Below are 22,325 nucleotides of genomic sequence, written 5' to 3' on the forward strand. Positions count from 1 at the left end.
CGTCCGCAGCCGGTGGCGGACGGCCCCGTCTCTCACGAGGTGGCCGCGATCAGGCCGAGCAGGCCGTCGAAGCGCCGGTAGAGCACCCGGCCGCGCCGCGTCCCGGGCTGGGCGAAGAACAGGAACGGCAGGTCGGCGGCGCAGAGCCGGTCGACGGCTCCGGCCTCCGTCAGTTCGGGTGCGCCGACCGGGCTGAGGGTGAACGGGACGGCCGGGCGGGTGGGCGGCCCGGCGGCGCCGGTGCGCGCGAGCCGGTAGCCGGTGGGGCCGGTGCGGTAGACGACGGCGTCGGTCTCGGTGGCCGGGTCGGTGAACAGGTGGATGTCGAAGTCCATCGCGTCCATGGTCCGGGCCGCCGCGTCGGGCGAGCACCACACCAGGTGGGCCTCCTTGCGCCGCGCGATGTGGCGCGGGCCGGCCGAGGACGCCGCCACGGCGGGCCGGACGCCGGCGCGCGGCAACCCGGTGCACGGGTGCGCGGCGAACGGCGCCGCCACGGCGGCCACCGGCGCACCGTCGGCGCGCGACGGCCCGCCCTGCGCGGGAACGGCGGAGAGCAGACCGGCCCCGGCCGCCCGGCGCGGCCACGGCAGCGGCGTCCAGCCGGTGGTGACGGCCGTGATCCGGGCGCGCAGCCCGTCGGCCAGCCGGTCCAGGGCGGTGGACCGGTCGGCGGCGGCCTCCTGGACGCGGATCCGCCGCCCGTCCACCTCGGCGTTCACCTGCGCCAGCACGGCCCGCGCGCCGACCGGCCGGATCCGTACCCGGACCGCCTCGACCAGCGCGTCCGCCCCGCCCACCACTGCGGCGATCCGGGCCCTGGCGTCGATCGCGACCCCTCGCGCGAGCCCCTCGTCCACCTGTATCGCGACCAACTCGCCCACCTCAGGCCTCTCCTGTCCCGTCACGAAGTCCGCCGTCCCGTCACGTCTGCCCACCGGTACGCCCCGCACACCCGTCGGGCGCTCACGATCCCGCCAGCGGTCGGCGCCGGAAAGGGCCGAAGGGCCCGTTCGCGCGCGCCCGCGCGGGGCCCCCGGGGCCCGGGTCGTGCGCACCCCACCCGGCGGGCGGCCCGCCCGGCCCGGATCATGCGGGCGGAGCGCCACAAAGATGGGGGGCCGTCCCCCATGCCCCGGCGGCCGGGGCAGGGCAAGGATCAGCACGAGGGCGGCGGCTTCGACGGCGACGCGGCCCTCTCGCGGCATCGGAGGTGCGGTGGTGGCAGAGGTGGACGCCGTGCGCGGAGCGCACCCCGACGGGGGCGGCGTACCGGTTCAGGGCCCGGTCGCACCGGCGTCCGCCAAGGCCGCCACGACGCCGCACCCTCCGATGCCCGGCGACCCGCCGGCCCGGCTCCACGCAGCCGCCCCGGCCCCGCTGCACGCCACGGCGCCCCGGGTCCGGCGCACCCGGGCGGACCGGGCCGTCTGGTGGGAGCGGGCGCTGACCCCCGGTCTGCCCCGGCCGCCGGCCCGCCCCGACTGGGCCGCGTTCACCGAGGCCGCCGTCGCCGCCGCCCCCGTGCGGCCGATCGTGCCGCGCGCCGCCTACCCGGGGCTGACCGGCTTCGCCCTGGTCCTGGCGCCGTTCGCCGAGCGCGCCCTCGTCCGGCTGCCGGCCGTGCTCGACCCCGCCGCCCACCGCCCCGGCCGGCCCGGGCGGCTGGACGTCCCCGCCCTGCGGGCCGGCTTCACCGCCCGCCTCGCCCGGCGCCTCGCCCGGATCGCCGCCCGCACCCTGGTCCTCGAACTGCACACCGCGCGGACCGGCGGGCGGCTCGCGGGCACCACCCCGCAGGAACGGTTCCGCTCCTTCCTCGCCCTGACCGCGCGCCGCGACGGCCTCGCCGGGCTGCTCCGCGGGTACCCCGTCCTGGCCCGGCTGCTCGCGCAGACCTGCCTCGACGCCGCCGACACGCACGCCGAACTGCTCACCCGCTTCGCCGCCGACCGGCCGCTGCTGGTCGCCGGCCTGCTGCACGGCACCGACCCCGGGGCGCTGGTAGCCGTCGACTCCGAGGCCGGCGACCGCCACCGGCGCGGCCGCGCCGTCAGCGTGCTGCACTTCGCCAACGGCGCCGCCGTCGTCCACCGCCCCCGCCCGCCCGCCGCCCACCGGCACTTCAACGCCCTGCTCGGCTGGTTCAACGCGCAGCCCGGCGTGCCCCGGCTGCGCGCGCTCGGGCTGCTGGACCGGGGCGACCACGGCTGGACGGAGTACGCCGAGGCCCACCCCTGCCGCACCGGCTACGAGGTCGAGCGGTTCTACCGGCGCCAGGGCGCGCTACTGGCGCTGCTGCACGCCCTGGACGGCACCGACCTGCACTACGAGAACCTCGTCGCGGCCGGGGACCAGCCCGTCCTGGTGGACGTCGAGACACTGTTCCACCCGCCGGCCCGGGCCTGCCCGGCACCGGACCCGGCGGCCCGGGCCCTGGAGGAGTCGGTCCACCGGGTCGGCCTGCTGCCGCAGTTGCTGCTCGGCGACGAGGGCGCCGTGGACGTCTCCGGCATCGGCGGCGGCCGACGGTCCACCTCCCCGGTGGAGGGCGTGGACTGGACGGGCGCCGGCACCGACGAGATGCGGCTGGTCCGGCGCGCCCGCCCGCTCGCCGAGGCCCGCAACCGGCCCCGGCTGGACGGCGCGCCCGCCGACCCGGCCGAGTACACCGACGCGCTGGTGACCGGCTTCCGGGCCGGCTACACCGCCATCACCGGCGGGCGCCACCAACTCGTCGGCGCCCACGGCCTGCTGCGCTCCTTCGCCGAGGACGAAGTCCGGGTGGTGCCCCGCGCCACCCGGGTGTACGCACGGCTGCTGGACGAGTCGACCCACCCGGACGTGCTGCGCGACGCCGCCGCCCGGGGCGCCGTCCTGGAACTGCTGCGCACCGACGCCGTCGCCGACCCCGGCCGCCCGGAACTCGCCGACCACGAGCTCGCCGACCTCCGCTCCGGCGACGTCCCGCTGTTCACCACCCGCCCCGGCAGCCGCGACCTGTGGACCTCCACCGGCCGCCGGCTCCCCGGCGAACTCGCGGAGACCGGGCTGGCCCGCGTCGAGGCCAAGCTGGCGGCCCTCGGCGAGGTCGACCGCAAGGACCAGGAGTGGATCGTCCGGGCCGCGATGGCCGGCGCCGCCCCGACCCCCGCGCACCGGCCCGGCCGGCCGGCGCCGGAGAACGTCTGGGCCACCGCGCCCGAGCCCGAGCAGCTCCTCGCCGCCGCCCGGGGCGTGGGCGACCAGCTGGTCGCGGCCGCCTACCAGGGGCGGTCCCGCACCAACTGGCTCGGCCTGGAGCTGCTCGCCGACCGCTACTGGCGGGTCCGCCCGCTCGGCGCCGACCTGGCCGGCGGGTACACCGGCACCGCGCTGTTCCTCGCCCAACTGGCCGCCCTCACCGGCTCCGACCGCTACGCCGAGGTGGCCCGCCGGACCCTCGCACCCGTTCCCGGCCTGCTCGACACCCTCGGCGCGCACCCCGACCGGCCGGCCGCCGTCGGCTCGGGCGGCTTCGCCGGGCTCGGCGGCATCGCCTACGCACTCACCGAGATCGGCCGCACCCTGGACGACCCGCTGATCCGGCAGTGGACCGGCCCGGCGGTCGCGCTCACCGCGGCCGCCGCCGCCCGCGAGACGGACCCCGGGGTGCACAGCGGCACCGCCGGCGGCCTGGCCGCGCTGCTCGCCGTGCACACCGCCACCGGCCGGCCCGGGGCGCTGGCCGCCGCGACGGACTGCGCCGACCGGCTCGCCGCCCTGCCGGTGCCCGCCGCCGCCGGCTTCGCCCACGGCTCGGCGGGCACCGGCTGGGCGCTGCTGCGGTACGCGGACACCGTCGGCGAACCCGCCGACGGACCGCACCACCGGGCGGGCCTGGCGGCCCTGCACGCCGCCACGGCCGCGCGCGCCCGGGAGTCCTCCTGGTGCCGAGGCCGCCCCGGGATCGCCCTCGCGGTGGCCGACAGCCCGTCCGCCCGCGCGGACCGGCGGCTCGCCGAGTGGGTCCAGCGCGCCGTCCGCAACACCGCGCGGGCCGCCCCGACGGCCGATCAGAGCCTGTGCCACGGCGAGTCGGGCGTACTGGAGCTGCTCGGCCGAGGCGGCCCGGCCACCGGGCGGACGCCGTGGGTGCGCCGGGCGGCCTCGCTGCTGGCCGGCGTCGACCAGGACGGCCCGCGCTGCGGCACCCCCGGGTCCGTACCGCACCCGGGCCTGCTCACCGGCCTGGCCGGGATCGGCCACGGGCTGCTCCGGCTGGGCTTCCCCGAGCGGGTGCCGCCCGCCCTGCTGCTGCGCCTCCGCCCCCCGGCCGAAGGGCCGGCCCCCTGACCGCACGCCGCGTACCGTCCACGACGACCGAAGCGGCGCGGCGGGCGAGCACCGCTCGCCCGGGCCGAACCCGGCCCCACGCGCTCCACCGACGAACGGGAGTACCGCACCGCATGAACGACACCGACCTGGCACAGACCTGGAACCAGCCGGAGGCCCGGCCCGAGGAGGCGGTGGACCATCCCGCCGGGGACATCCGGCTGCGGGCCGGCGGCGGGCTGGGCCTGCGCTCGCAGCTCCTGTCCGCCGCCGGCGGCTCCGTCTCCCCGGCCTTCGAGTTCCCCACCATGACCGTCCCGATCTGACCGGACCGATCCGAGCGGCCAGGGGCACCGGGCAACGCCCGTGACACCCCGACAGCGATCGCCACGTCCCGGCCGTGAACGGCCCGGCGAACGGGCCGCACCACACCGACGCCGGACCGTGCGCCCCTGAGGGCGCGGCGGCCGCCACCGGGGACCGGGCAGCGCCCCGGTGGCGGACCGGAGCGGCGTCTCGCCGATGTGGCCGTACGGTGACCGGCCCGTGCCGGACAGGTGTTCGCTTCGTGGCCGATTCACCACTCTACAGATCGGAGAGGCCGTCAAGTAGCCTGCGGGCCATGCGGACCACTTCGTCGATCACCGTCGGCCGGGCAGCCGAGCTCGGACGGCTCGGCAGCGCGCTCGCCGCCGCCCGGCAGCGGTCCGGACGGGCGGTCTTCCTGCTCGGCGAGGCCGGGATCGGCAAGTCGCGGCTGGCCGGCGAGTGCGCCTACCAGGCCTACGGGCTGGGCCTGCCGGTCCTGCGCGGGCGCGGCAGCTCCACCGGGACGGTCACCCCGTTCCGGCCGCTGATCGAGGCGCTCTCCTCCCGCTTCCGGGCCGCCGGCCCGCCCACCGACCCCGAACTCGACCCGTACCGGCCCGCCCTGGCCCGGCTGGTGCCCGAATGGCGCGGGGCGGCGGCCTCGGCGGCCGGGGCCGGCGCGTACCCCGAGACGGTGGTCGAGCTCGCCGAGGCACTGCTGCGCCTGCTCGCGGTGCTCGGCCGGGACGCGGGCTGCGTGCTGCTCCTGGAGGACCTGCACGACACCGACGCGGAGACGGTCGCCGTCCTGGAGTACCTGGTCGACAACCTGGCCGGCCTGCCCGTCCTGCTGGTCGGCACCCTGCGGGCCGAGCCGGGCCCGGCGCTGGACCTGGTCCGGGCCGCCGAACGCCGCCGAGCCGCCGCCGTCACCGAACTGCGCCCGCTGCCGCCCGCCGACGTCCGGGCGATGGCCGCCGCCGTCCTGGAGAGCGACGCCGCCGACGTCCCGGCGGCCGTCCTGGAGACGCTGGCCGACCGCGCCGACGGCTCGCCCTACCTGATCGAGGAACTGCTCGCGGACATGCTGGCCGGCGGCGCGCTGCACCGGGCCGGCGGCCGCTGGGAGGTGGCCGGGGGCCTGCGCACCGGCGTGCCGAGCACCATCGTCCGCAGCTGGGGCCGGCGGATCGACCAGCTGGACCCGCCCGTGCGCGACCTGCTGCTCACCGCCGCCACCCTGGGCAGCCGGTTCTCGGTGGCCACCGTCCAACTGATCACCGGGTACGACGACCGGACGCTCTTCAGCCACCTGCGGTCGGCCTCCGAGGCCAACGTCATCGTGCCCGACGGCGCCGCGCCGGACCGCTACGCCTTCCGCCACACCCTCACCGCCGCCGCCGTCACCGCCGCCCTGGCCCCGGCCGAGCGGGCCGCCGTGGCCCGCCGGGCGGCCCGGGCGATCCTCCGCGCCGATCCTGAACTCGCGGACGAACGACGCCAGTTGGTCGCCTCCCTGCTGCTGGCCGGCGGGGACCGGACGGGCGCCGCCGTGCACTTCGCCGAGGCCGGCCGACGCGTGCTGGAGGCCGGCGCCGCCGGCTCGGCGGTGGTGCTGCTGGAGCGGGCGCACGAACTCGCCGGGGACGCCGAACGGGCCGCCGTGACCGAGCAGTTGCTGCCGGCCCTGGCCGAGGCGGGCCAGCTGGAACGGGCCTTCGAGCTGGTCCGCACGCTGCCCCCGGTCCGGCCGGAGCCGGCGGCGGCCCGCCCCGCGGCGGTCCGCGGCCCGGCCACCGACCGCCGGATCGACCTGCACACCCGGCTCGCCTGGGCGGCCGTGATGGCCGAACGGGCCGCCGAGGCCGCAGCCCAGGTCGCCGCCGCCCGCGCCCTCTCGGGTGCGCACCCGCGCCCCGAGCAGGACGCCGCACTCGTCGTGGTCGAGGGCCACCTGGCGCTCCTGCCCGACCACGCGCCCGCCGCGCCCACCGCGCCCGAGGGTGACGCGACCGCCGCCGGGGCCCCGGGCGACGAGCACCCCGGACGGGCCCGGCTGGCCCGCACCGAGGCCCTGGCCCGCCGGGCCGCCGAGGTCGCCGAGCGCTGCGGACTGCCGGTGGTCGCCTGCCAGGCCTGGCAGTTGCTCGCCCTGCTGGCCCGCGAACGCGGCTTCGACGACGCCGACGCCTGCCTGGAGCGGATGCTCGCGGTGGCCGAGGCCCACGCCCTGCCCGTCTGGCGGGTGGAGGCGCTGCTGCGGCTGGGCGCCAACGCCTTCATGCGCACCGGCGACGGCGCCCGCCTCGAACGCGCCCGGGAGGCCGCCGCCGGCCTCGGCGCGATCGTGCTCACCCAGACCCTGGACGGCCTGCTCGCCATGAACGCCGTCCTGCGCGGCGAATGGCGGACCGCCCGCGAGATCGTCGACCGCTGCCTGGACGCCACCGCCCGGCTGAACAACGTCCCCGCGCACCGCTACCTGCTGCTCGGCTCGGCGACCCTGGCCGCCCACCGCGGCCGGGGCCGGGAGATGGAGCGCGAACTGGTCCGGTTCCGCCAGGCCGGCGGCGAGGAGTCCTTCCTGATGCCCCTGCGGCACGGCCTCTGCCGCGCCATCGGCGCGCTGCTCGCCGAGGACCGCGCCGGGGCCCGGGCCGAACTGGCGGCCGGCCTCGCCTGGGAGCAGGAGCACCCCAACGTCTTCTACCTGGCCGGCCGGCACGGGCTGCACCCGCTGCTGGAGGTCGCCGAGGGCCACTGGCAGCGCCCCGACCTGACCCGGGCCACGGCCGCGCCCGCCACCGAACTCGCCTGGAACCGGCAGTTCCTGGGCTTCGCCGAGGCCGTGCTGCTCGGCCGCGAGGGCCGGCCGCGGGACGCCGCCCGCGCGGTCGACGAGGCCCGCGCGGCGGCGGCGCCCTTCCCGCTCGCCCACCACCTGGCGCTGCGGCTGACCGCCGAAGCCGCCCTCGCCGACGGCTGGGGCGATCCGGTGGGCTGGCTGCGCACCGCCGAGGAGTACTTCCACGAGGCCGGCGTCCAGCCGGTGGCGGCCGCCTGCCGGGCCCTGCTGCGCCGGGCGGGCGCCAGCGTCGCCCAGCACCGCGGCGGCCGCGACGCCGTCCCCGCCGGGCTGCGCAGCTGCGGGGTGACGCTGCGCGAGTACGAGGTCCTCGCCCTGCTCACCGACCGCCCCGGCAACCAGCAGCTGGCCCGGACGCTCTCCATCTCCCCCCGCACGGTGGAGAAGCACGTGGCCAACCTGCTCGCCAAGACCGGCCGCCCGGACCGCGCGGCCCTCTGCGACCTCGCCGCGGAGCTCTGCGCCGGACCGTGACGGGCCGGCCGCCCCGCCGGTCCCGCCCCGCCGACCGCGCGGCTCTCCACGGCCTCGCCGCCGGACCGTGACGGCTCCGGGACCGGCCCCCGGCTCAGGGAGCGAGCCGGACGATCTCGCCGAGTTCCAGGGCCGCGTACACCGCGCCGTCCGGAGCCACCGCGATGCCGTGCGGTTCGGCGGCCGGCACCGGCAGCTCGTACCCGGCGTAGTGGCCGTCGGCGGTGAGCGAGCCGAGCCGGTTGCCGGCCCACTCGGTGAACCAGAGCCGGCCGTCGGGGGCGGCCGCGACGGCGTGCGGCCGGGCGGCCCGGTCGGGCAGCGGATGCTCCGTCACCCGGCCGTCCACCGTGATCCGGCCGACCTGGCCGGCGCCGATCTCGGCGAACCAGAGCGCACCGTCGCCACCGGCGGCGATGCCGACGGGCGCGGCCCCCTCGGTCGGCAGCGGGTGGACGGTGATCTCGCCGTCGACGGTGATCCGGCCGACGGCCCCGGCCTGGTTGAGGGTGAACCAGAGCGCGCCGTCCGCCCCGGCCGTGATCATCGACGGGAAGGCGCCGGTCACCGGCAGCGGGTACTCCGTCACCCGGCCGTCCACGGTGATCCGTCCGATCCGGTCCGCGTTCAGCTCGGTGAACCAGAGCGCGCCGTCCGGGCCGGCCGCGATCCCGTACGGCCCGGCGGCCTCGGTCGGCAGCCCGAACGACCGCTCCCGGCCGTCGGTGCCGATCCGTCCGATCCGGTGGTCCCGCATCCGCGCGTACCAGAGCGCGCCGTCCGGCCCGGTCGTGATCACCGACGGTCCGGACCCCGCGGAGCCCGTCCCGAACCGCCGCACCGACCCGTCCGCCGCCAGCCGCCCGATCTCCCCGGCGTGCACCATCGTGAACCAGACACCGCCGTCCGGCCCCACCGTGATGCCGTACGGACCGGCCTTCCCGTCCGCCACCCGGAACCGCTCGAACTCCCCGCGCATCCCCGCTCCTCGACTGTCGCGACGTGATCGTCTCCATGCTGTCACGCCGTCACCAGCCGTTGTCGGTGGCGTCGTCTACCGTCCTGGGCCATGGGGATCTACCTGGTGAGCGTGGCCGCCGACGACTGGCGCGACGAGGAGGTGCTCGGGCCGGTGGCCGGGGCGGTCGACGCCGAGCTGGGCCGGCGCGGCCTGGCGCCGTTCGTCTGTCCGGAGCCCGTCCGGGCCGGGCGGCGCCCCGGCACCCGGTTCGAGGAGAAGCTCCACCGTCCGATCGGCAGCTTCGACCGGCTCTGCCGGGCGCGGTCCGACGACACCCACGAGGCGCTGCTCGGCTGGGAGGTGCTGCTGCCGGTCGACCTCGCCGACTCCGTGGTCCTGCCGGCGCGGTCGGAGGACGACGACCCGACGACGGTCGGCGGCGCCCGGCGGGCGCTCGCCGCCGCCCGGCGCCTCGCCGACCGGCTCGCGCTGCCCGCCGGGATACCCGAGCACTGCGACGGCCTCGCCCTGGGCCGCTGGTTCGACGGCCCGGCGGCCGTCGCGGCCGCCACCGCCCCCGGCCCCTGGAGCGAGGACCTGGACGCCGCCTACTACGCCGCGGTCTACCTGCGGGCGGCCGAGCACGCGCTCCGGCGCGGCTGCCCGGTGGCCTACTCCTGACCCGGCTCCCCGCCGGCGTCCCCGTCCTCGCGGTCGTCCCCGCCCGCGCCGGCCGGAGCCGCCCCGCGTAGGCCGCGGCCGACGGGGTCCGCGGTGCCGCGCAGGACGGAGACCACGCCCACCCCGGCGGCGCAGATCGGGACGGCCAGCAGCGCCCCCAGGATGCCCGCGATTCCGGCACCCGCCACCACGGCGACCATGATGGTGGCCGGGTGCAGCTCGACGGTGCGGCTCTGGATCACGGGCTGGAGGATGTTCCCCTCGACGACCTGGACGGCGAGGACGATGCCGAGCGCCCAGAGCGCCGTCCCCAGCCCCCCGTCGGCCAGCGCGACCAGGACGGCGACCGTCCCGGAGAGGAAGGCCCCGACGAACGGGATGTACGCGCCCATGAACACCAGCGCGCCGAGCCCGGGCGCCCCGGGGATGTCGAGCACGAGCAGGCCGACGGTGATGAAGAAGGCGTCGATCAGGGCGATCAGGGTGGTGCCCCGCATGAAGCCGGCCATCGCCTCGAACGCCCGGTCCGCGCAGGCGACGACCGTCTCGGCGCCGCCGCCCGGGAGGTGCGCGCGGAGCGCCTCCGGGGTGCGGTGACCGTCGCGGAGGAAGAAGAAGACCAGGGCGAGCGCCAGCACCGCGCCGGTGAGGATCTGGGTGGCGAGGCCGAGGCCGGAGAGCACGCCGTTGGTCACCGTGGAGATCAGCGAGCTGGTCTCGCCCGAGGCGTTGTCCAGCGCGTGGCGGATCTTCTCGCCGACCGGTCCGAGCCAGTCGGCGAGCCGGTCCCCGGCCTCCTGGAGCGACTCGGCGATCTGCGGGGCGCTGTGCACCAGCGAGTTGACCAGCAGGGCGATCACCCCGCCGACGGCGGCGACCAGGAGGGCGCAGGTCAGCCCGGCGGCGGCGCCGCGGCCGAGCCCGCGGCGGACCAGCCACGGCATCACGGGGTAGAGCAGCGAGGTGCCGAGCAGCGCCAGGATGACCGGCACGGTCGCCGCGCGCAGTTCGACCAGGGCGAAGACGACCAGCGAGGCGACGGTGATCAGGAGGATGACCGCGACCGACCAGGCGGCCGCCGCCCGGACCGGGGGCGGCAGCATCAGATAGGGCCTGCGGTGGTCCGCCCACCGCTCGCCGGGAGCCCTGTCGGGCGGAAGCTCCCCCACCATGTCCACCTCCGCCTGGCTCGACCGGTCCAATTTCCCCATCTCAGCAGATGATCTGACCGATCGCCCGTTATGTCCGACCCCTGGCGTGCCCGGCGCGACCGCGCGGCGGGATCGGGCTTCCGGACGTCCACGCCCGTCGCCGACCACCGGCAGAGCCGATTCAACCGGCCCCGGCCCGGCCGGGCCCGGAGGAATCGCGGAGCCTCACCCCATCGGGAACGGCGCCTCGCACCCCTGTGGCCCGGTCGAACGCCGGACCTACCCGGCCTCCTCGAAGCGGACCGCCCCGCCCCCGCCGGCGAAGGCCAGCACCCGCTCGGCCTCCGCCTCCGCCTCCCGCCGGTCATCCCGGCCAAGCGCCGCGAACGGACGGACCGCCACCGCCCGCTCACCGGCCGGGCCCTCGGTCAGCTGCCAGCTCCCGGCGACCAGGCCGTCGACCAGCACCGTCCCGAGCACGATGCCGTTCTGCGTCATCACCCGCGGCCGGTACTCCTCGGGCAGCACCCGGGTGCGGTCGGCGTGCGAGAGCAGCAGGTTGTCGAAGGGCGCCAGCAACCGGACGGGCGCCGGGACGGCCGGGTCGGGCCGGGGCGCCCCCGGCAGGTCGTACAGCAGCCGGCCGTGCTCGTCGCGGAAGGTGACCAGCTCCGGCGCGAGCCGCTTCAGCACCGCGCCCAGCCGGCTGAGCCCGCACCACTTCTGCAGGTCGGCGACGGTCGCCGGCCCGAAGGCGGCGAGGTAGCGCAGGGCCAGCGCGTCCAGCGAGGGCGCCCGGTCCAAGGGCCGGCCCAGCCAGGACTCGGCGGTGGTGTGCGCCGCCGCCCCGCTCCGGCCCCAGAGGCCGCGCGGCGGCACCTGGACGAGCGGCAGCAGGCAGCGCGCGGCCTGGGCCAGGGCGGCGGGGTCGCGGTCGGGCCGGCCGGCGGCGAGCACCCCGCCGAGCTGCTGGAAGGTCAGCGGCCGCTCCTCCAGCAGCACCCGCGCCTCGTCGGCGAGCGCGGTGAGGTCCAGCCCGGCGAGCCGCTTGCCGTAGGCGGAGCGCAGGCCCTGGTCGAGCACCGGCTGGACGAGCGGGCGCAGCGTCCGGCAGTCGTCCGCCGTCACCAGGTGGATGGTGCCGCGGTGGAGGGCGATCCGGACCACCTCGCGCCGCTGGAACAGGTCGTCGAGCAGGTCGGGCGTGAAGCCCTCCAGCCGGCTGAGCAGCCCCAGGTAGGGCGGCTGCGGCACGGCCTGGGCCTGCAGCCCGCCGAGGTGGCCGACCATCGCGGCCGGCGTCATGGCGCTGCGGGCGAGCAGGTGCTGACGGGCCAGCAGGGCGCGGCCGAGCGCGCGGGTCCCGAGGACGGGCGGTCCGGTCACCGGCGGCCGTCCAGCACGTCGCGCAGCACGCCGATCCGGTTGCTGGTGATCGAGTCCACCCCGGCGGCACGCAGCCGGCGCATGGTGCGGCGCAGGTCCGCGGTCCAGGTGGAGACGGCGAGGCCGGCGCCGTGGGCGGCGGCGGTGAACTCGGCGGTGGCCAGGCCGAACGGCGGGTTGAGGTAGCGCGGGCGCAGGTCGTCCAGCAGGGCGCGGGCGGGCAGTCGCGGCTGCTTCCAGGTCAGCGCGATCTCGGCGTCGGGGGCGAGCGCGCGGACGGCGAGCATCGCGGTGGCGGGGCCGCAGAAGCCGACCCGGTGCTCGGCGCCGAGTCCGGTGACGGCCTCCCAGGCGGCGGCGACGGGGTGCGGGTCGTCCAGGTCGATCAGCAGCCGGGCGGCCGGGGACGCGGCCGCGGCCTTGAGCGCCTCGGCGAGCGTGGGCACGGCGAGGTCTCCGTCGCGCAGCTCGTCGAGCTGGTCGAGGGTGACCCGGCGGAGGGCGCGGGGATCGCCCCAGAGCCGTTCGAGGGTCGCGTCGTGCAGCAGGACGGGCACGCCGTCGCGGGTGAGCCGGACGTCGACCTCCACCGCGTCGGCGCCGGCGGCCAGCGCGGACTCGACGGAGGGCAGGGTGTTCTCGCGGTACCGGTACGGGTCGCCCCGGTGGGCGACGGCGAGCACCGGGCGACGGGTGGCGTCGGAGGCGGCGGTGGGGTTCATCGGGGCCCTCATCGGATCAGCCCCGCGAGCCACGGGGACAGGTACTGGTGGGTGACGGACTCGCGGTAGCTCGGCTCGCCCGGCACGGTGACGATCAGCGTGCAGGAGGGCGGGAAGGTCCGCTGCTTCACGTGGACCAGCCCGTTCCAGACCGCGTCGAGGAAGGCGGGCACGCTGTCGCGCGGTACGTCGAAGGCGATGTCCTCGACGGTGACGACCGCCTCGTCGTGGGCGAAGAGCCGGACGGTGAGCCCGGGGCGGCCGGTGATCTCCAGCAGGGCCTCGTGCGGGATCGCGTCGAGTCCTTCGGCGCGGTCGTGGCCGCCGACCAGTCCGGCGAAGGTCTGGTCGCGCCCGATGTCGTGGGAGGCGCGCACCTCGCGGCCGTGCCGGGCGGCCATCGCCTCGACCGCGAACACGGCGCTCTGGGTGGACGGCAGCGGCGGGTGGGGCATCGAGTGGCGGTCCTCTCGTCGGCGGGGGTTCGGCTGTGCGCTCGCCCGGCTCTCCCGGGCGGGTGGTCAGCGCAGTTCGACCATCACATTGGTCGACTTGATGACCGCCGTCGCGGGCGCTCCGGGCACCAGCCGGAGCTCCTCCGCCGACTCCCGGCTGATCAGCGAGACCACCCGGAACGGCCCGGCCTGGATCTCGACCTGCGCGGCCACGTCACCGAGCACCACGTCGGTGACGATGCCGGGGAACCGGTTGCGGGCCGAGGACGGCCGCCCCTCGGCCTCGGCGTTCTCGGGCCGGGCGAGCTCCCGGGCGAAGGCGGCCAACTGGGCGCCGGGGATGATCCGGTGGCCGTGCTCGTCCCGCTCGGCGGCGACCCGGCCGGCGTCCACCCAGCGCCGCATGGTGTCCGAGCTCACGCCGAGCATCGCCGCGGCCTCGCCGATCCGGTACGGGTTGACCGGCGCGTCGGACTGGCCCATGTGCGACTCCTGACGGTGGTTCGGTAGCACGTCCGGTGGCGCGTGCGGTGTCACGTGTGACACCCCGTCCGGCTTCCCGGCGGGGCGGCGGCGCGGTCCGGCCGCCCCCGCCATCCTGCCGTACCGTCCGCCCGCCCGGCCAAGCGGAGCACCGTACGCCCGCCAGGGCCGCCCCCCGCGCCCGGTCCGGTGCGCCTAGGGCTCGCCGAAGAGGTCGCGCCGGACGGCGTCGCCGGCGGTGAGGACGGCGCCGGCGAGCACCGCGCCGCCGCCCGCCGTACCGGCCCGGACCTCGGTGCGCAGCGGGGAGAGCCCGGCCAGGCGGCGTTCGACCCGGCCGGCGAGTTCGGCCCCGCCGGCCCGGCCGACCTCGCCGCCGAGGACGACACAGCCCGGGTCGAGGACGACGCAGACCGCCGAGGCGCCGACCGCGATCCGCTCGGCCAGCTCGTCCAGGAACGGCCCGCCCGGCTCGCCCTCGCCGCACGCGCCGAGCGCCGTCCGGACGGCGGCCTCGGCGGCCGCGGCGTCGTCGGCCGGGCCGGCGGGCAGGCCGTGGGCGCGGGCGAGGCCGCAGACCGCCGCGCTGCCGACCAGGCCGTGGAACCCGCCCTCGCACCCGGCGGCGCTGGGCAGGCCCGCGGTGCCGGGGACGGGCAGGAAGCAGATCTCGCCGGTGCCGCCGGAGGCGCCGCGGCGCAGCCTCCCGTCGAGGATCACCGCGGCACCGACGCTGTGGCCGAGCCAGACCAGGACGAAGGTCTGCTGCCCCCGGGCGACGCCGATCCGGTACTCGGCGCGGCCGGCCAGGTTGACCTCGTTCTCCAGGATCACCTCGGTGCCGGGCAGTGCCTCCAGGGCGGTGAGCAGTTCGGCGTGCCAGCTCGGCAGCGCACCGGTGCTGTAGAGCCGGCCGGTGGCGGGGGCGACCAGTCCGGGGGCGCCGACGGCGACGGTGTGCAGCCGGTCCACCCCGGCCCGGCCCGCGGTCTCGCGCAGGGTGCGGACGATCCGTTCCGCCGTACCGGCGTCGCCCCGGCCCTCGACCGCCAGCTCGGCGGAGGCCAGGGTGTGCCCGGTCAGGTCGGCGACGACCAGGCTGACCCCGCCCGCCCGGACGTCGATCGCGGCGAGGTGGGCGCGCGAGGCGACCAGCGCGTACAGCCGGGCGTTGGGGCCGCGCCGCTGCTCGCCGCGCTCGCCGACCACGGCGACCAGGCCGGTCCGCTGCAGTCGTTCCAGCAGGTCGGCGACGGTGGGGCGGGAGAGCCCGGTGAGGTCGCGGAGCTCGGTGGCGGTCAGTGGCCCCTGGTCGAGCAGCAGGTTGAGCGCCAGCCGGTCGTTGATCGCCCGGGCGGTGCTCGGCGTGGCCGTACGCACGGTGGTCATGGGCGTCATCCTTCCAGAGTGTTTCTATCAGGGTCCCTTCCTGATAATTTATCGGACGACGCCACCCGCGCACGAACCACGCGATGGCGGGCATCACTCAACAGGAACCACCCCACAGGGCACCGTCGCGCCACGGCGCGGCCGGGAGGGAACACCGGATGACCGACAGCCTGACCACAGGACCACCTCACGGCCGGCCGGCCGCCGGGCCCCTGGCGCACCCGCGCCGCGCCAGGGCGAGCATCGCGCTGGTCTTCGCCGTGCACGGCGCGGTCGGCGGCACCTTCGTCACCCGCATTCCCTGGCTCCAGGACCGGCTGGACCTCTCCCCCGGCCAGCTCGGGCTCGCCCTGGTGATGCCGGCCATCGGCTCCTCCCTCGCGATGCCGCTGGCCGGCCGGTTCGTCCACCGCTACGGGGGCCGGGCCGCGGTGCGCGGGCTGCTGTCGATCTGGTGCCTGGCGCTCACCCTCCCCGCCCTCGCCCCCTCGCTGCCGCTGCTCTGCCTGTTCCTGCTCGCCTACGGTGCGACGGCGGGCATGGCGGACGTGGCGATGAACGCCCAGGGCGTGGAGGTCGAACAGCGGCTGGGCCGCTCGATCATGTCCGGACTGCACGGGATGTGGAGCGCGGGCGGGCTGGTGGCCTCGGCCTTCGGCATCCTCGCCGCCCACCAGGACCTCGACGCCCGGCTCCAGCTGGCCGTCACCGCCGTGGTGCTCCTCTGCCTGGCCCAGCCGGTCTGCCGGGGCCTGCCCGACCTGCGGGCGGCCGAGGAGGACGAGGCCCCGCCGCGCTTCGCCCTGCCGCCGCGCAGCTCGCTCGTGATCGGCCTGGTGGGCTTCTGCGCGGTGTTCGCCGAGGGCGCCTCGATGGACTGGAGCGGCGTCTACCTCAAGGACGTCACCGGCGCCTCGGCCACCGTCGCGGCCGCCTCGTACACCGCGTTCGCGCTCACCATGGCCGCCAGCCGGCTGGCGGGCGACGCGGCGATCCGCCGCCTGGGCGCCGTGCGGGCGACCAGGATCAGCGGCGCGGTCGCCACCACGGGCGGCGTCCTGGTGGTCCTCGCCGACAGCCCGGCCCCGGCCATCGCGGGGTTCGCGCTGATCGGCATCGGCATCGCCGTCGTCGTCCCGCTCGCCTTCGCGGCCGCCGGCCGGATCGGCACCAACCCGAGCCAGGCCATCGCCGGCGTCGCGACGGTCACCTACACCTCGGGCCTGGTGGCGCCGGCCATCATCGGGGCGCTCGCCCAGGCCACCTCGCTCACCGTCTCCTTCGGCGTGGTCGCGGCGCTCGCCTTCGCCCTGCTGCTGAGCGCCGGCGCCCTGCGCCGGGCCGAGCCGGGCGCCGGGGCGGCGGCCACCGACCACCCGCCGACCGCCGGGAAGCGGGCCACCGAAAATGTGATCGCACCGTTCTCGAAATAGCCTTACCAAGGTAATTCTCGGGCGATATAGTGGCCCCGCACAATTGAATTCTTCGCTAATATCGCCGACTGTCGGATGCATGGAGCATCCGGCAGTTCCGCGACCAGTGGAGGAATTCTCCCGTGTGCTACGACGCCGACTCCGCGCCCCCCGCCTTCACCCCCGCCGGCAGCGCCCTGGCCGAATCCGCCGATCTCACCCTCGTCTCGGGCGACGGCACGGAATTCGCCGCCTTCCTGGCCCGGCCGGTCCGGCCGACCGGCCGCGGCGTACTCGTCCTGCCGGACAACCGGGGCCTTTCCGATTTCTACCGGGCGACCGCCGTCCGGCTCGCCGAACAGGGCCACCCGGCACTCGCCGTCGATTACTACGGGCGCACCGCCGGCGCCGGGCCGCGGGAGCGCGGGCCGGAATTCGGCGAGCTCCCGCACCTGTTGCCGCACCTGCTCGCCCTCACCCCGGACGGCCTCGACGCCGACCTCACCGCGGGCATCGGCCGGCTGCGCGCGACCGGCGTCACCGAGGTCGTCGCCCTGGGCTTCTGCTTCGGCGGCCGCCAGGCGTTCCGGGCCGCCGCCCCCCGGTTCGGCCTCGCCGGTGTGATCGGCTACTACGGCTACCCCGACGCCATCAACGGCGCCCCCGGCCCCATCCAGCTCGCCCCCGGGCTGACCGCCCCCGTGCTCGCCTTCTGGGGCGGCGCCGACGAGCACATCCCCGCCGAGACGGTCGCCGCCTTCGACGCGGCCCTCACGGCAGCCGGCTGTTCACACGAGTTCATGACTTTTCCTCAGGCGCCGCACAACTTTTTCGAACTGGGCGCCGTCGAACACACCGACGCGGCCAGGGAGTCCTGGCTGCGCCTGCTGGCCTTCGCCGCCGCCCCGGGCCCGTCCGGAGCGGCCTGACCCGGCCGGCGACCGTCACGTCCACAGCACAGGGGGACTCATGACCGGCCGAACCAGCAGCAAGCGACGCGTCGGCTCCGCCGCCGCCGTCGTCACCCTCGCCCTCGGCGGCGCCCTGGCGGCCGCCGCGCCCGCCTCGGCGGCGGGCATGAACTACAAGCCGATCAGCACCGCCACCGACGTCGAGGTCCGGGTGCAGTCGAGCGGCAAGTGCCTGGAGGTCGCCGACTGGCGCACCGACGACGGCGCCCCGGTCCGCCAGTGGACCTGCACCGGCGGCGACAACCAGAAGTGGCGGTTCACCGACGGCTACGCCGTCAACGTCCACAGCGGCAAGTGCCTGGAGATCCCCGGCTACTCCACCGCCCCGGCCGCCCGGGCCGACCAGTGGACCTGCGACAAGGGCGCCAACCAGCGCTGGGGGGTCGTCAACGACAGCCAGGGCTCGCTGGCCGTCGTCAACTTCCACAGCGACCTCGTGCTCGACGTCAACAGCGGGACCGCCGCCGACGGTGCCCCGGCGATCCAGTGGTACCCGACCGGCGTGTCCAACCAGCGCTGGTACTTCAACCCGTCCGTGGTGCTGTAGAGCCGGCCCCGCCCCGGCGGGGAGCACCGCCACCCCGCCGGGCACCCCGGCAGACCCGAGCACCGCACCGACCCAGGGGGACCAGATGACCGACCGCTCCACAACGGGGCGACGCCTCGTCCCGACCGTCACCGCCCTCGCCCTCGCCACCGGCCTGGCCGTCGCCGCACCGGCCGGCCCGGCCCGGGCGGCGACCTCCGCCCCCTTCCAGATCGGGAACCTCGCCACCTACAAGTGCCTGGAGGCGGCCGACTGGCGCACCGACGACGGCGCCCCGGTCCGCCAGTGGACCTGCACCGGCGGCGACAACCAGAAGTGGGTCTGGACCGACGCCGACCAGCTCGTCAACGTCCACAGCGGCAAGTGCCTGGAGATCCCGGGGTACAGCGGCGACCCCGGCACCGCGGTCGGCCAGTGGACCTGCAACGGCGGCGCGAACCAGGTCTGGAGCGACGCGAGCCGGCTGCACAGCGGGCTCCGCCACCTCGTCAACGCCCACAGCGGCCGCTACCTCGACGTGGCCGGTGGCAGCACCGCCGACGGCGCGCCGGTGATCCAGTGGGGCCTCAACGGGGCGGACAACCAGGTCTGGTACTACTCGCCGTTCCCGCCCGGACCGCACCACTGACCATGCCGAAGCCCGCCCGACCACCCGACACCAGGGGGATCCGATGACCGCGCTCCGCACCGCTCAGCTCCGCACCTCTCCGTTCCACCGCCTCGGCGCGGCCACCGCGGCGCTCGCCGCGGCCGGCGTGCTCACCGCCGCCGTCCCGACCACGGCGCAGGCCTCCGTCCCGGTCGTCGTGACCAGCCCGACCGAGGTCCGCAACGCCATCACCAACAAGTGCCTGGAGGTCACCGACTGGCGCACCGACGACGGCGCCCCGATCCGCCAGTGGACCTGCACCGGCGGCGACAACCAGAAGTGGGCCTGGACCGACGCGAACCAGCTCGTCAACGTCCACAGCGGCAAGTGCCTGGAGATCCCCGGCTTCAGCACCGCCTGGGGCGTCCAGGCCGACCAGTGGGACTGCAACGGCGGGCTCAACCAGATCTGGTCGGAGACCGTCGTCCACCACAGCGGCATCCGCTCGCTGACCAACCGCAGCAGCGGCCTCGTGCTGGACCTCCCCGGGACCAACCCCGCCGACGGCACCCCGATCATCCAGTGGGAGCGCAACTACGGCTTCAACCAGGCCTGGATCTACTCCCCCGCCCAGCACGGCACGCCCAGCTGACCGGCGGCCGCGTCAGAAGCCGCCGCCTCAGGGCCGCCCGGTGACCGGCCGGTCGCCGGGGGGGTCACCGGGGTGAACCCAACGCCCGGAGCACCGGGCCGCCCGGTTAGGCTCGGGCGGTGCCCGCACCCGCACCCGCACCCGCATCGCCCGCGCCCCCGCCGACGCCCGACCCGACGCCGCCCCGGCCCGCGTCGCGGCTGCGCGCGCCCTGGCCGCGGTTCGCCCTGCTGGTGGTGATCCTCGCCGCGGCGGCCGGCTCGCTGCTGCTCTGGAGCCCGTCGACGCTGCTCTCCGACGGGCTCCCGGCCGGGGTGCCGGAGTACTGGCTGGCACCCGCGTTCACCGCGGTCTACGCGGTCGGCACGCTGGCCTTCGTGCCCCGCCCGGCGCTCAACGCGGCGGCGGGGCTGCTGCTCGGCATCCAGCAGGGCATCCTGCTGGCCGTGCTCGGCACCACCCTGGGCGCGGCGGCGGCCTTCGCCCTGGGCCGGCTGCTCGGCCGCGACGCCCTCCGCCCCTATCTGCGCGGGCGCCTGCTGACCGCGCTGGACCGCCGGTTCACCGAGCAGGGGTTCCGCAGCGTGCTGCTGCTGCGCCTGCTGCCCGGGCTGCCGTTCCAGGCCGGCAACTACGGCGCCGCGTTCTCCGGCGTGCGGTTCCTGCCGTTCCTGACCGCCACCGCGATCGGCGTGGTACCGACCACGGCGGTGTACGTCACGGCCGCGGCCAGTGCCGGGGAGCCGGGTTCGGCCGCCTTCCTGCTGTCGGCCGGCGCGATCGCCGTCCTGGCCGTCGGCAGCCTGGTGTCGGTGTGGCGGGCCGCCGCCCGCCGCCGCGTCCCGCAGGCCTGAGCCGGACAGCCCGGCCGGCGGCCCGGCGCGCCCGGCGACTATTCGGTCGCCCCGGCCCCACCGGGTGCGCCAGGATGGCCGCCATGACCAACGACCCGATCCCCGCCGTCGACCGGCCCGAGCCCCCGTTCGCGGCGGACGAGACGGCGATGCTCACCGCGTGGCTGGAGTTCCACCGCGCCACCCTCGCCCGCAAGTGCGAGGGGCTGGGCGCCGACCAACTGCGGCTGCGCGCCGTCCCGCCGTCCTCGCTCTCGCTGCTCGGCCTGGTCCGGCACATGGCGGAGGTCGAGCGCTACTGGTTCCGGATCATCCTGCTCGGCGAGGAGCCCGGCACCGCGGGCCTCTACTGGACCGAGCAGCACCCGGACGGCGACTTCGACTTCGTCGACTCCGCCGACGCCGCGGAGGACTTCGCCACCTGGCAGGGGCAGATCACGGCCGCCCGGGCCGCCTGCGAGGGCCTGCCGCCGGAGACGGTCGGCAAGCGACCGCGCCAGGGACGGGAGGTGACGCTCCGCTGGATCCTGGTCCACATGATCGAGGAGTACGCCCGGCACAACGGTCACGCGGATCTGCTGCGCGAATTGGTCGACGGCGTCACCGGCGAGTGAAATCGTTCCCACATCGTTGACAGAAGGTCAATTCGGCGGTGACCACGACCGATATGGTCTACGCGCGCAACCGTCCGCCGTTCCGCTGCGTCGCAACTGTTGCCCGGGTTCGCCCGGGTTTCCGGCGCGGCACGACTCGTACGGGGGTCGCGAGCGGGCACGGGACCGGTGATCAGTGCGATACTCGGACAGTTCCGACGAGTGGATGACGTGTCAAAAGGACACGCGCACCGGGGGACCTGTACGGAACGAGGCAGGGAGGCGCGGCATGGGAGCACTTCGCGACGAGCACCACAACGGGTGGCTGATGCCCTCCGGGAACTACCCGGCCGCGGTGTACGACGACGAGTGGATCGAGCAGGAGACGGTACCGTCCTCCCCGGCTCCCACGAAGATCGTCTCCCTGCGGCCGACGGGCTTCGAGGCCGCGCGAACGGTCGGCGAGCACATCCGGGCGAGCATCCCGGTGGTCATGGACCTCACCGAGATGGACGAGGCCGAGGCCAAGCGCATGGTCGACTTCGCCTCCGGGCTGATCTTCGGCACCTGCGGCGGGATCGAGCGGATCGCCCGCCGGGTCTTCCTGCTCACGCCGGCGGACGTCGAGGTGATGGTCATCGACCGACCGCTGGACGAGACCGGGTTCTACAACCAGAGCTGACCGGCAACGGTCGCCGACACCAGACCCGCGACCGGGGACGGCCACCGCCGTCCCCGGTTTTGCATGCCCGGACGCCCACCGGGCCCGGCCCCACTGGCTCCGCGCCCCACCAGCCCCACCGGCCCACCAGCCCGCACGCACCCCGCCACGACACCGGGGCCTCGAATGAGGCATCCAAGAAAAGATTGAGACACCGACGTCTCACTTGGCGTAGACTCGCCCCATGGCCACCGACCGCGACTCCGTCCTCGAAGCCGCCGTGGGCGTGCTCTCCCGCCGCCCGACCGCCCATCTGGACGAGATCGCCCGGGCCGCGGGCATCAGCCGTGCCACGCTGCACCGGCTCTTCCCCGGCCGCGAGGCGCTGATCCGCGAGGTCGGCCTGCTCGGCCTGCGCACCTTCGGCGCCGCCCTGGACGCGGCCGCCGTCGAGGACGGCGACGCGCACGCCGCGCTGCGCCGCCTGGTCGACCTGATCGTGCCGGATGCCGCGCTCTGCGCCTTCCTGGCCGGCGAGAACCAGCTGTACGACGACGAGGACATCAACGAGCTCTGGGACGCCCAGATCAGCCGGCTGCAGGCGCTCTTCCTGCGCGGCCAGCAGCAGGGCGTGTTCCGCGTCGAGCTCTCCGCCGGCTGGCTCAGCGAGGCCTTCTTCGACCTGGTGGCCGGCGTCGGCTGGGCCGTCCAGGACGGCCGGCTCGCCCCCCGGGACGGCGCCTTCTCGCTCGCCGAGCTCTTCCTCGGCGGCGCGCTGCGACCGCCGCGGCCGCACTGAGCCCTCCACCCCACCCACAGCACCTCGGACCACAGGCCCGCACCAGCGGCCGGAAA

21 protein-coding genes are annotated in these 22,325 nt (G+C 76.6%); 13 read left to right on the top strand and 8 right to left on the bottom strand.

Features of this window, described 5'->3' with window-relative positions:
• Positions 1-32: 32 nt before the first annotated feature.
• Entirely contained in the window at positions 33-884 is an 852-nt protein-coding gene (locus OG618_RS05835; RefSeq protein ID WP_329486117.1) for a sigma 54 modulation/S30EA ribosomal C-terminal domain-containing protein, read from the bottom strand.
• A 337-nt stretch (positions 885-1,221) separates the two neighbouring features.
• Between OG618_RS05835 and OG618_RS05840 the strand changes: the two genes are divergently transcribed.
• The 3 genes from OG618_RS05840 (at position 1,222) to OG618_RS05850 (ending at position 7,963) form a co-directional block, all read left to right on the top strand.
• Complete coding sequence (locus tag OG618_RS05840; protein ID WP_329486118.1) at positions 1,222-4,335, top strand: type 2 lanthipeptide synthetase LanM family protein; 3,114 nt, start codon at positions 1,222-1,224, stop codon at positions 4,333-4,335.
• 113 nt (positions 4,336-4,448) lie between these two features.
• Complete coding sequence (locus OG618_RS05845) at positions 4,449-4,640, top strand: hypothetical protein (protein ID WP_329486119.1); 192 nt, start codon at positions 4,449-4,451, stop codon at positions 4,638-4,640.
• A gap of 296 nt (positions 4,641-4,936) precedes the next feature.
• Positions 4,937-7,963: a helix-turn-helix transcriptional regulator gene (locus OG618_RS05850; RefSeq protein ID WP_329486121.1), complete on the top strand. Its 3,027-nt coding sequence runs from the start codon at positions 4,937-4,939 to the stop codon at positions 7,961-7,963.
• A 94-nt stretch (positions 7,964-8,057) separates the two neighbouring features.
• Here the strand turns inward: OG618_RS05850 and OG618_RS05855 are convergent, their stop codons facing one another.
• A complete protein-coding gene (locus tag OG618_RS05855; RefSeq protein WP_329486122.1) occupies positions 8,058-8,942 on the bottom strand; it encodes a Vgb family protein in 885 nt (294 codons plus the stop codon).
• Between the two features lie 90 nt (positions 8,943-9,032).
• On the opposite strand from OG618_RS05855, the gene OG618_RS05860 reads away from it, so the two are divergent.
• Positions 9,033-9,605: a hypothetical protein gene (locus tag OG618_RS05860; protein WP_329486123.1), complete on the top strand. Its 573-nt coding sequence runs from the start codon at positions 9,033-9,035 to the stop codon at positions 9,603-9,605.
• Here OG618_RS05860 and OG618_RS05865 read toward each other — a convergent pair.
• From OG618_RS05865 to OG618_RS05890, 6 genes are all read right to left on the bottom strand, one after another.
• On the bottom strand, positions 9,596-10,777 hold the full coding sequence (locus tag OG618_RS05865) for an AI-2E family transporter (RefSeq protein ID WP_329486125.1): 1,182 nt from the start codon (positions 10,775-10,777) through the stop codon (positions 9,596-9,598). The genes OG618_RS05860 and OG618_RS05865 overlap by 10 nt on opposite strands.
• 258 nt (positions 10,778-11,035) lie before the next feature.
• Positions 11,036-12,142, bottom strand: coding sequence for a winged helix DNA-binding domain-containing protein (locus OG618_RS05870; protein WP_329486126.1), 1,107 nt, complete (start codon positions 12,140-12,142; stop codon positions 11,036-11,038).
• Positions 12,139-12,864 carry a glycerophosphodiester phosphodiesterase gene (locus tag OG618_RS05875; protein WP_329486127.1) on the bottom strand — a complete coding sequence of 242 codons (726 nt, stop codon included), beginning with the start codon at positions 12,862-12,864 and terminating at the stop codon, positions 12,139-12,141. Before OG618_RS05875 ends, OG618_RS05870 begins: the two co-directional genes overlap by 4 nt.
• An 8-nt stretch (positions 12,865-12,872) precedes the next feature.
• Positions 12,873-13,319 carry a hypothetical protein gene (locus tag OG618_RS05880; protein WP_329486128.1) on the bottom strand — a complete coding sequence of 149 codons (447 nt, stop codon included), beginning with the start codon at positions 13,317-13,319 and terminating at the stop codon, positions 12,873-12,875.
• A gap of 66 nt (positions 13,320-13,385) precedes the next feature.
• Positions 13,386-13,802: a TOBE domain-containing protein gene (locus OG618_RS05885; RefSeq protein WP_329486130.1), complete on the bottom strand. Its 417-nt coding sequence runs from the start codon at positions 13,800-13,802 to the stop codon at positions 13,386-13,388.
• Between the two features lie 195 nt (positions 13,803-13,997).
• Positions 13,998-15,191 (bottom strand): ROK family transcriptional regulator, encoded by a 1,194-nt coding sequence (locus OG618_RS05890; RefSeq protein WP_329486131.1) that lies wholly within the window; start codon positions 15,189-15,191, stop codon positions 13,998-14,000.
• A gap of 158 nt (positions 15,192-15,349) precedes the next feature.
• Here OG618_RS05890 and OG618_RS05895 point away from each other — a divergent pair, with 158 nt between their 5' ends.
• The 9 genes from OG618_RS05895 (at position 15,350) to OG618_RS05935 (ending at position 22,269) form a co-directional block, all read left to right on the top strand.
• Entirely contained in the window at positions 15,350-16,624 is a 1,275-nt protein-coding gene (locus tag OG618_RS05895) for an MFS transporter (RefSeq protein ID WP_329486132.1), read from the top strand.
• 122 nt (positions 16,625-16,746) lie between these two features.
• The gene (locus OG618_RS05900; RefSeq protein WP_329486133.1) at positions 16,747-17,532 is read left to right on the top strand and encodes a dienelactone hydrolase family protein; all 786 of its coding nucleotides are present in this window, start codon (positions 16,747-16,749) and stop codon (positions 17,530-17,532) included.
• 40 nt (positions 17,533-17,572) lie between these two features.
• Entirely contained in the window at positions 17,573-18,121 is a 549-nt protein-coding gene (locus OG618_RS05905) for an RICIN domain-containing protein (RefSeq protein WP_329486134.1), read from the top strand.
• Positions 18,122-18,206: 85 nt separating this feature from the next.
• Positions 18,207-18,749 (top strand): RICIN domain-containing protein, encoded by a 543-nt coding sequence (locus tag OG618_RS05910; protein WP_329486135.1) that lies wholly within the window; start codon positions 18,207-18,209, stop codon positions 18,747-18,749.
• 43 nt (positions 18,750-18,792) lie between these two features.
• Positions 18,793-19,362, top strand: a complete 570-nt coding sequence (locus OG618_RS05915) for an RICIN domain-containing protein (RefSeq protein WP_329486136.1) — start codon at positions 18,793-18,795, stop codon at positions 19,360-19,362.
• Between the two features lie 119 nt (positions 19,363-19,481).
• A complete protein-coding gene (locus OG618_RS05920; protein ID WP_329486138.1) occupies positions 19,482-20,216 on the top strand; it encodes a TVP38/TMEM64 family protein in 735 nt (244 codons plus the stop codon).
• An 83-nt stretch (positions 20,217-20,299) separates the two neighbouring features.
• Complete coding sequence (locus OG618_RS05925) at positions 20,300-20,830, top strand: DinB family protein (RefSeq protein WP_329486139.1); 531 nt, start codon at positions 20,300-20,302, stop codon at positions 20,828-20,830.
• A gap of 268 nt (positions 20,831-21,098) precedes the next feature.
• Positions 21,099-21,491 carry a cell division protein SepF gene (locus tag OG618_RS05930; protein ID WP_329486140.1) on the top strand — a complete coding sequence of 131 codons (393 nt, stop codon included), beginning with the start codon at positions 21,099-21,101 and terminating at the stop codon, positions 21,489-21,491.
• A gap of 223 nt (positions 21,492-21,714) precedes the next feature.
• Positions 21,715-22,269 carry a TetR/AcrR family transcriptional regulator gene (locus tag OG618_RS05935; RefSeq protein WP_329486141.1) on the top strand — a complete coding sequence of 185 codons (555 nt, stop codon included), beginning with the start codon at positions 21,715-21,717 and terminating at the stop codon, positions 22,267-22,269.
• Positions 22,270-22,325: the final 56 nt, after the last annotated feature.

This window comes from Kitasatospora sp. NBC_01246 (assembly GCF_036226505.1).
GTDB lineage: Bacteria > Actinomycetota > Actinomycetes > Streptomycetales > Streptomycetaceae > Kitasatospora.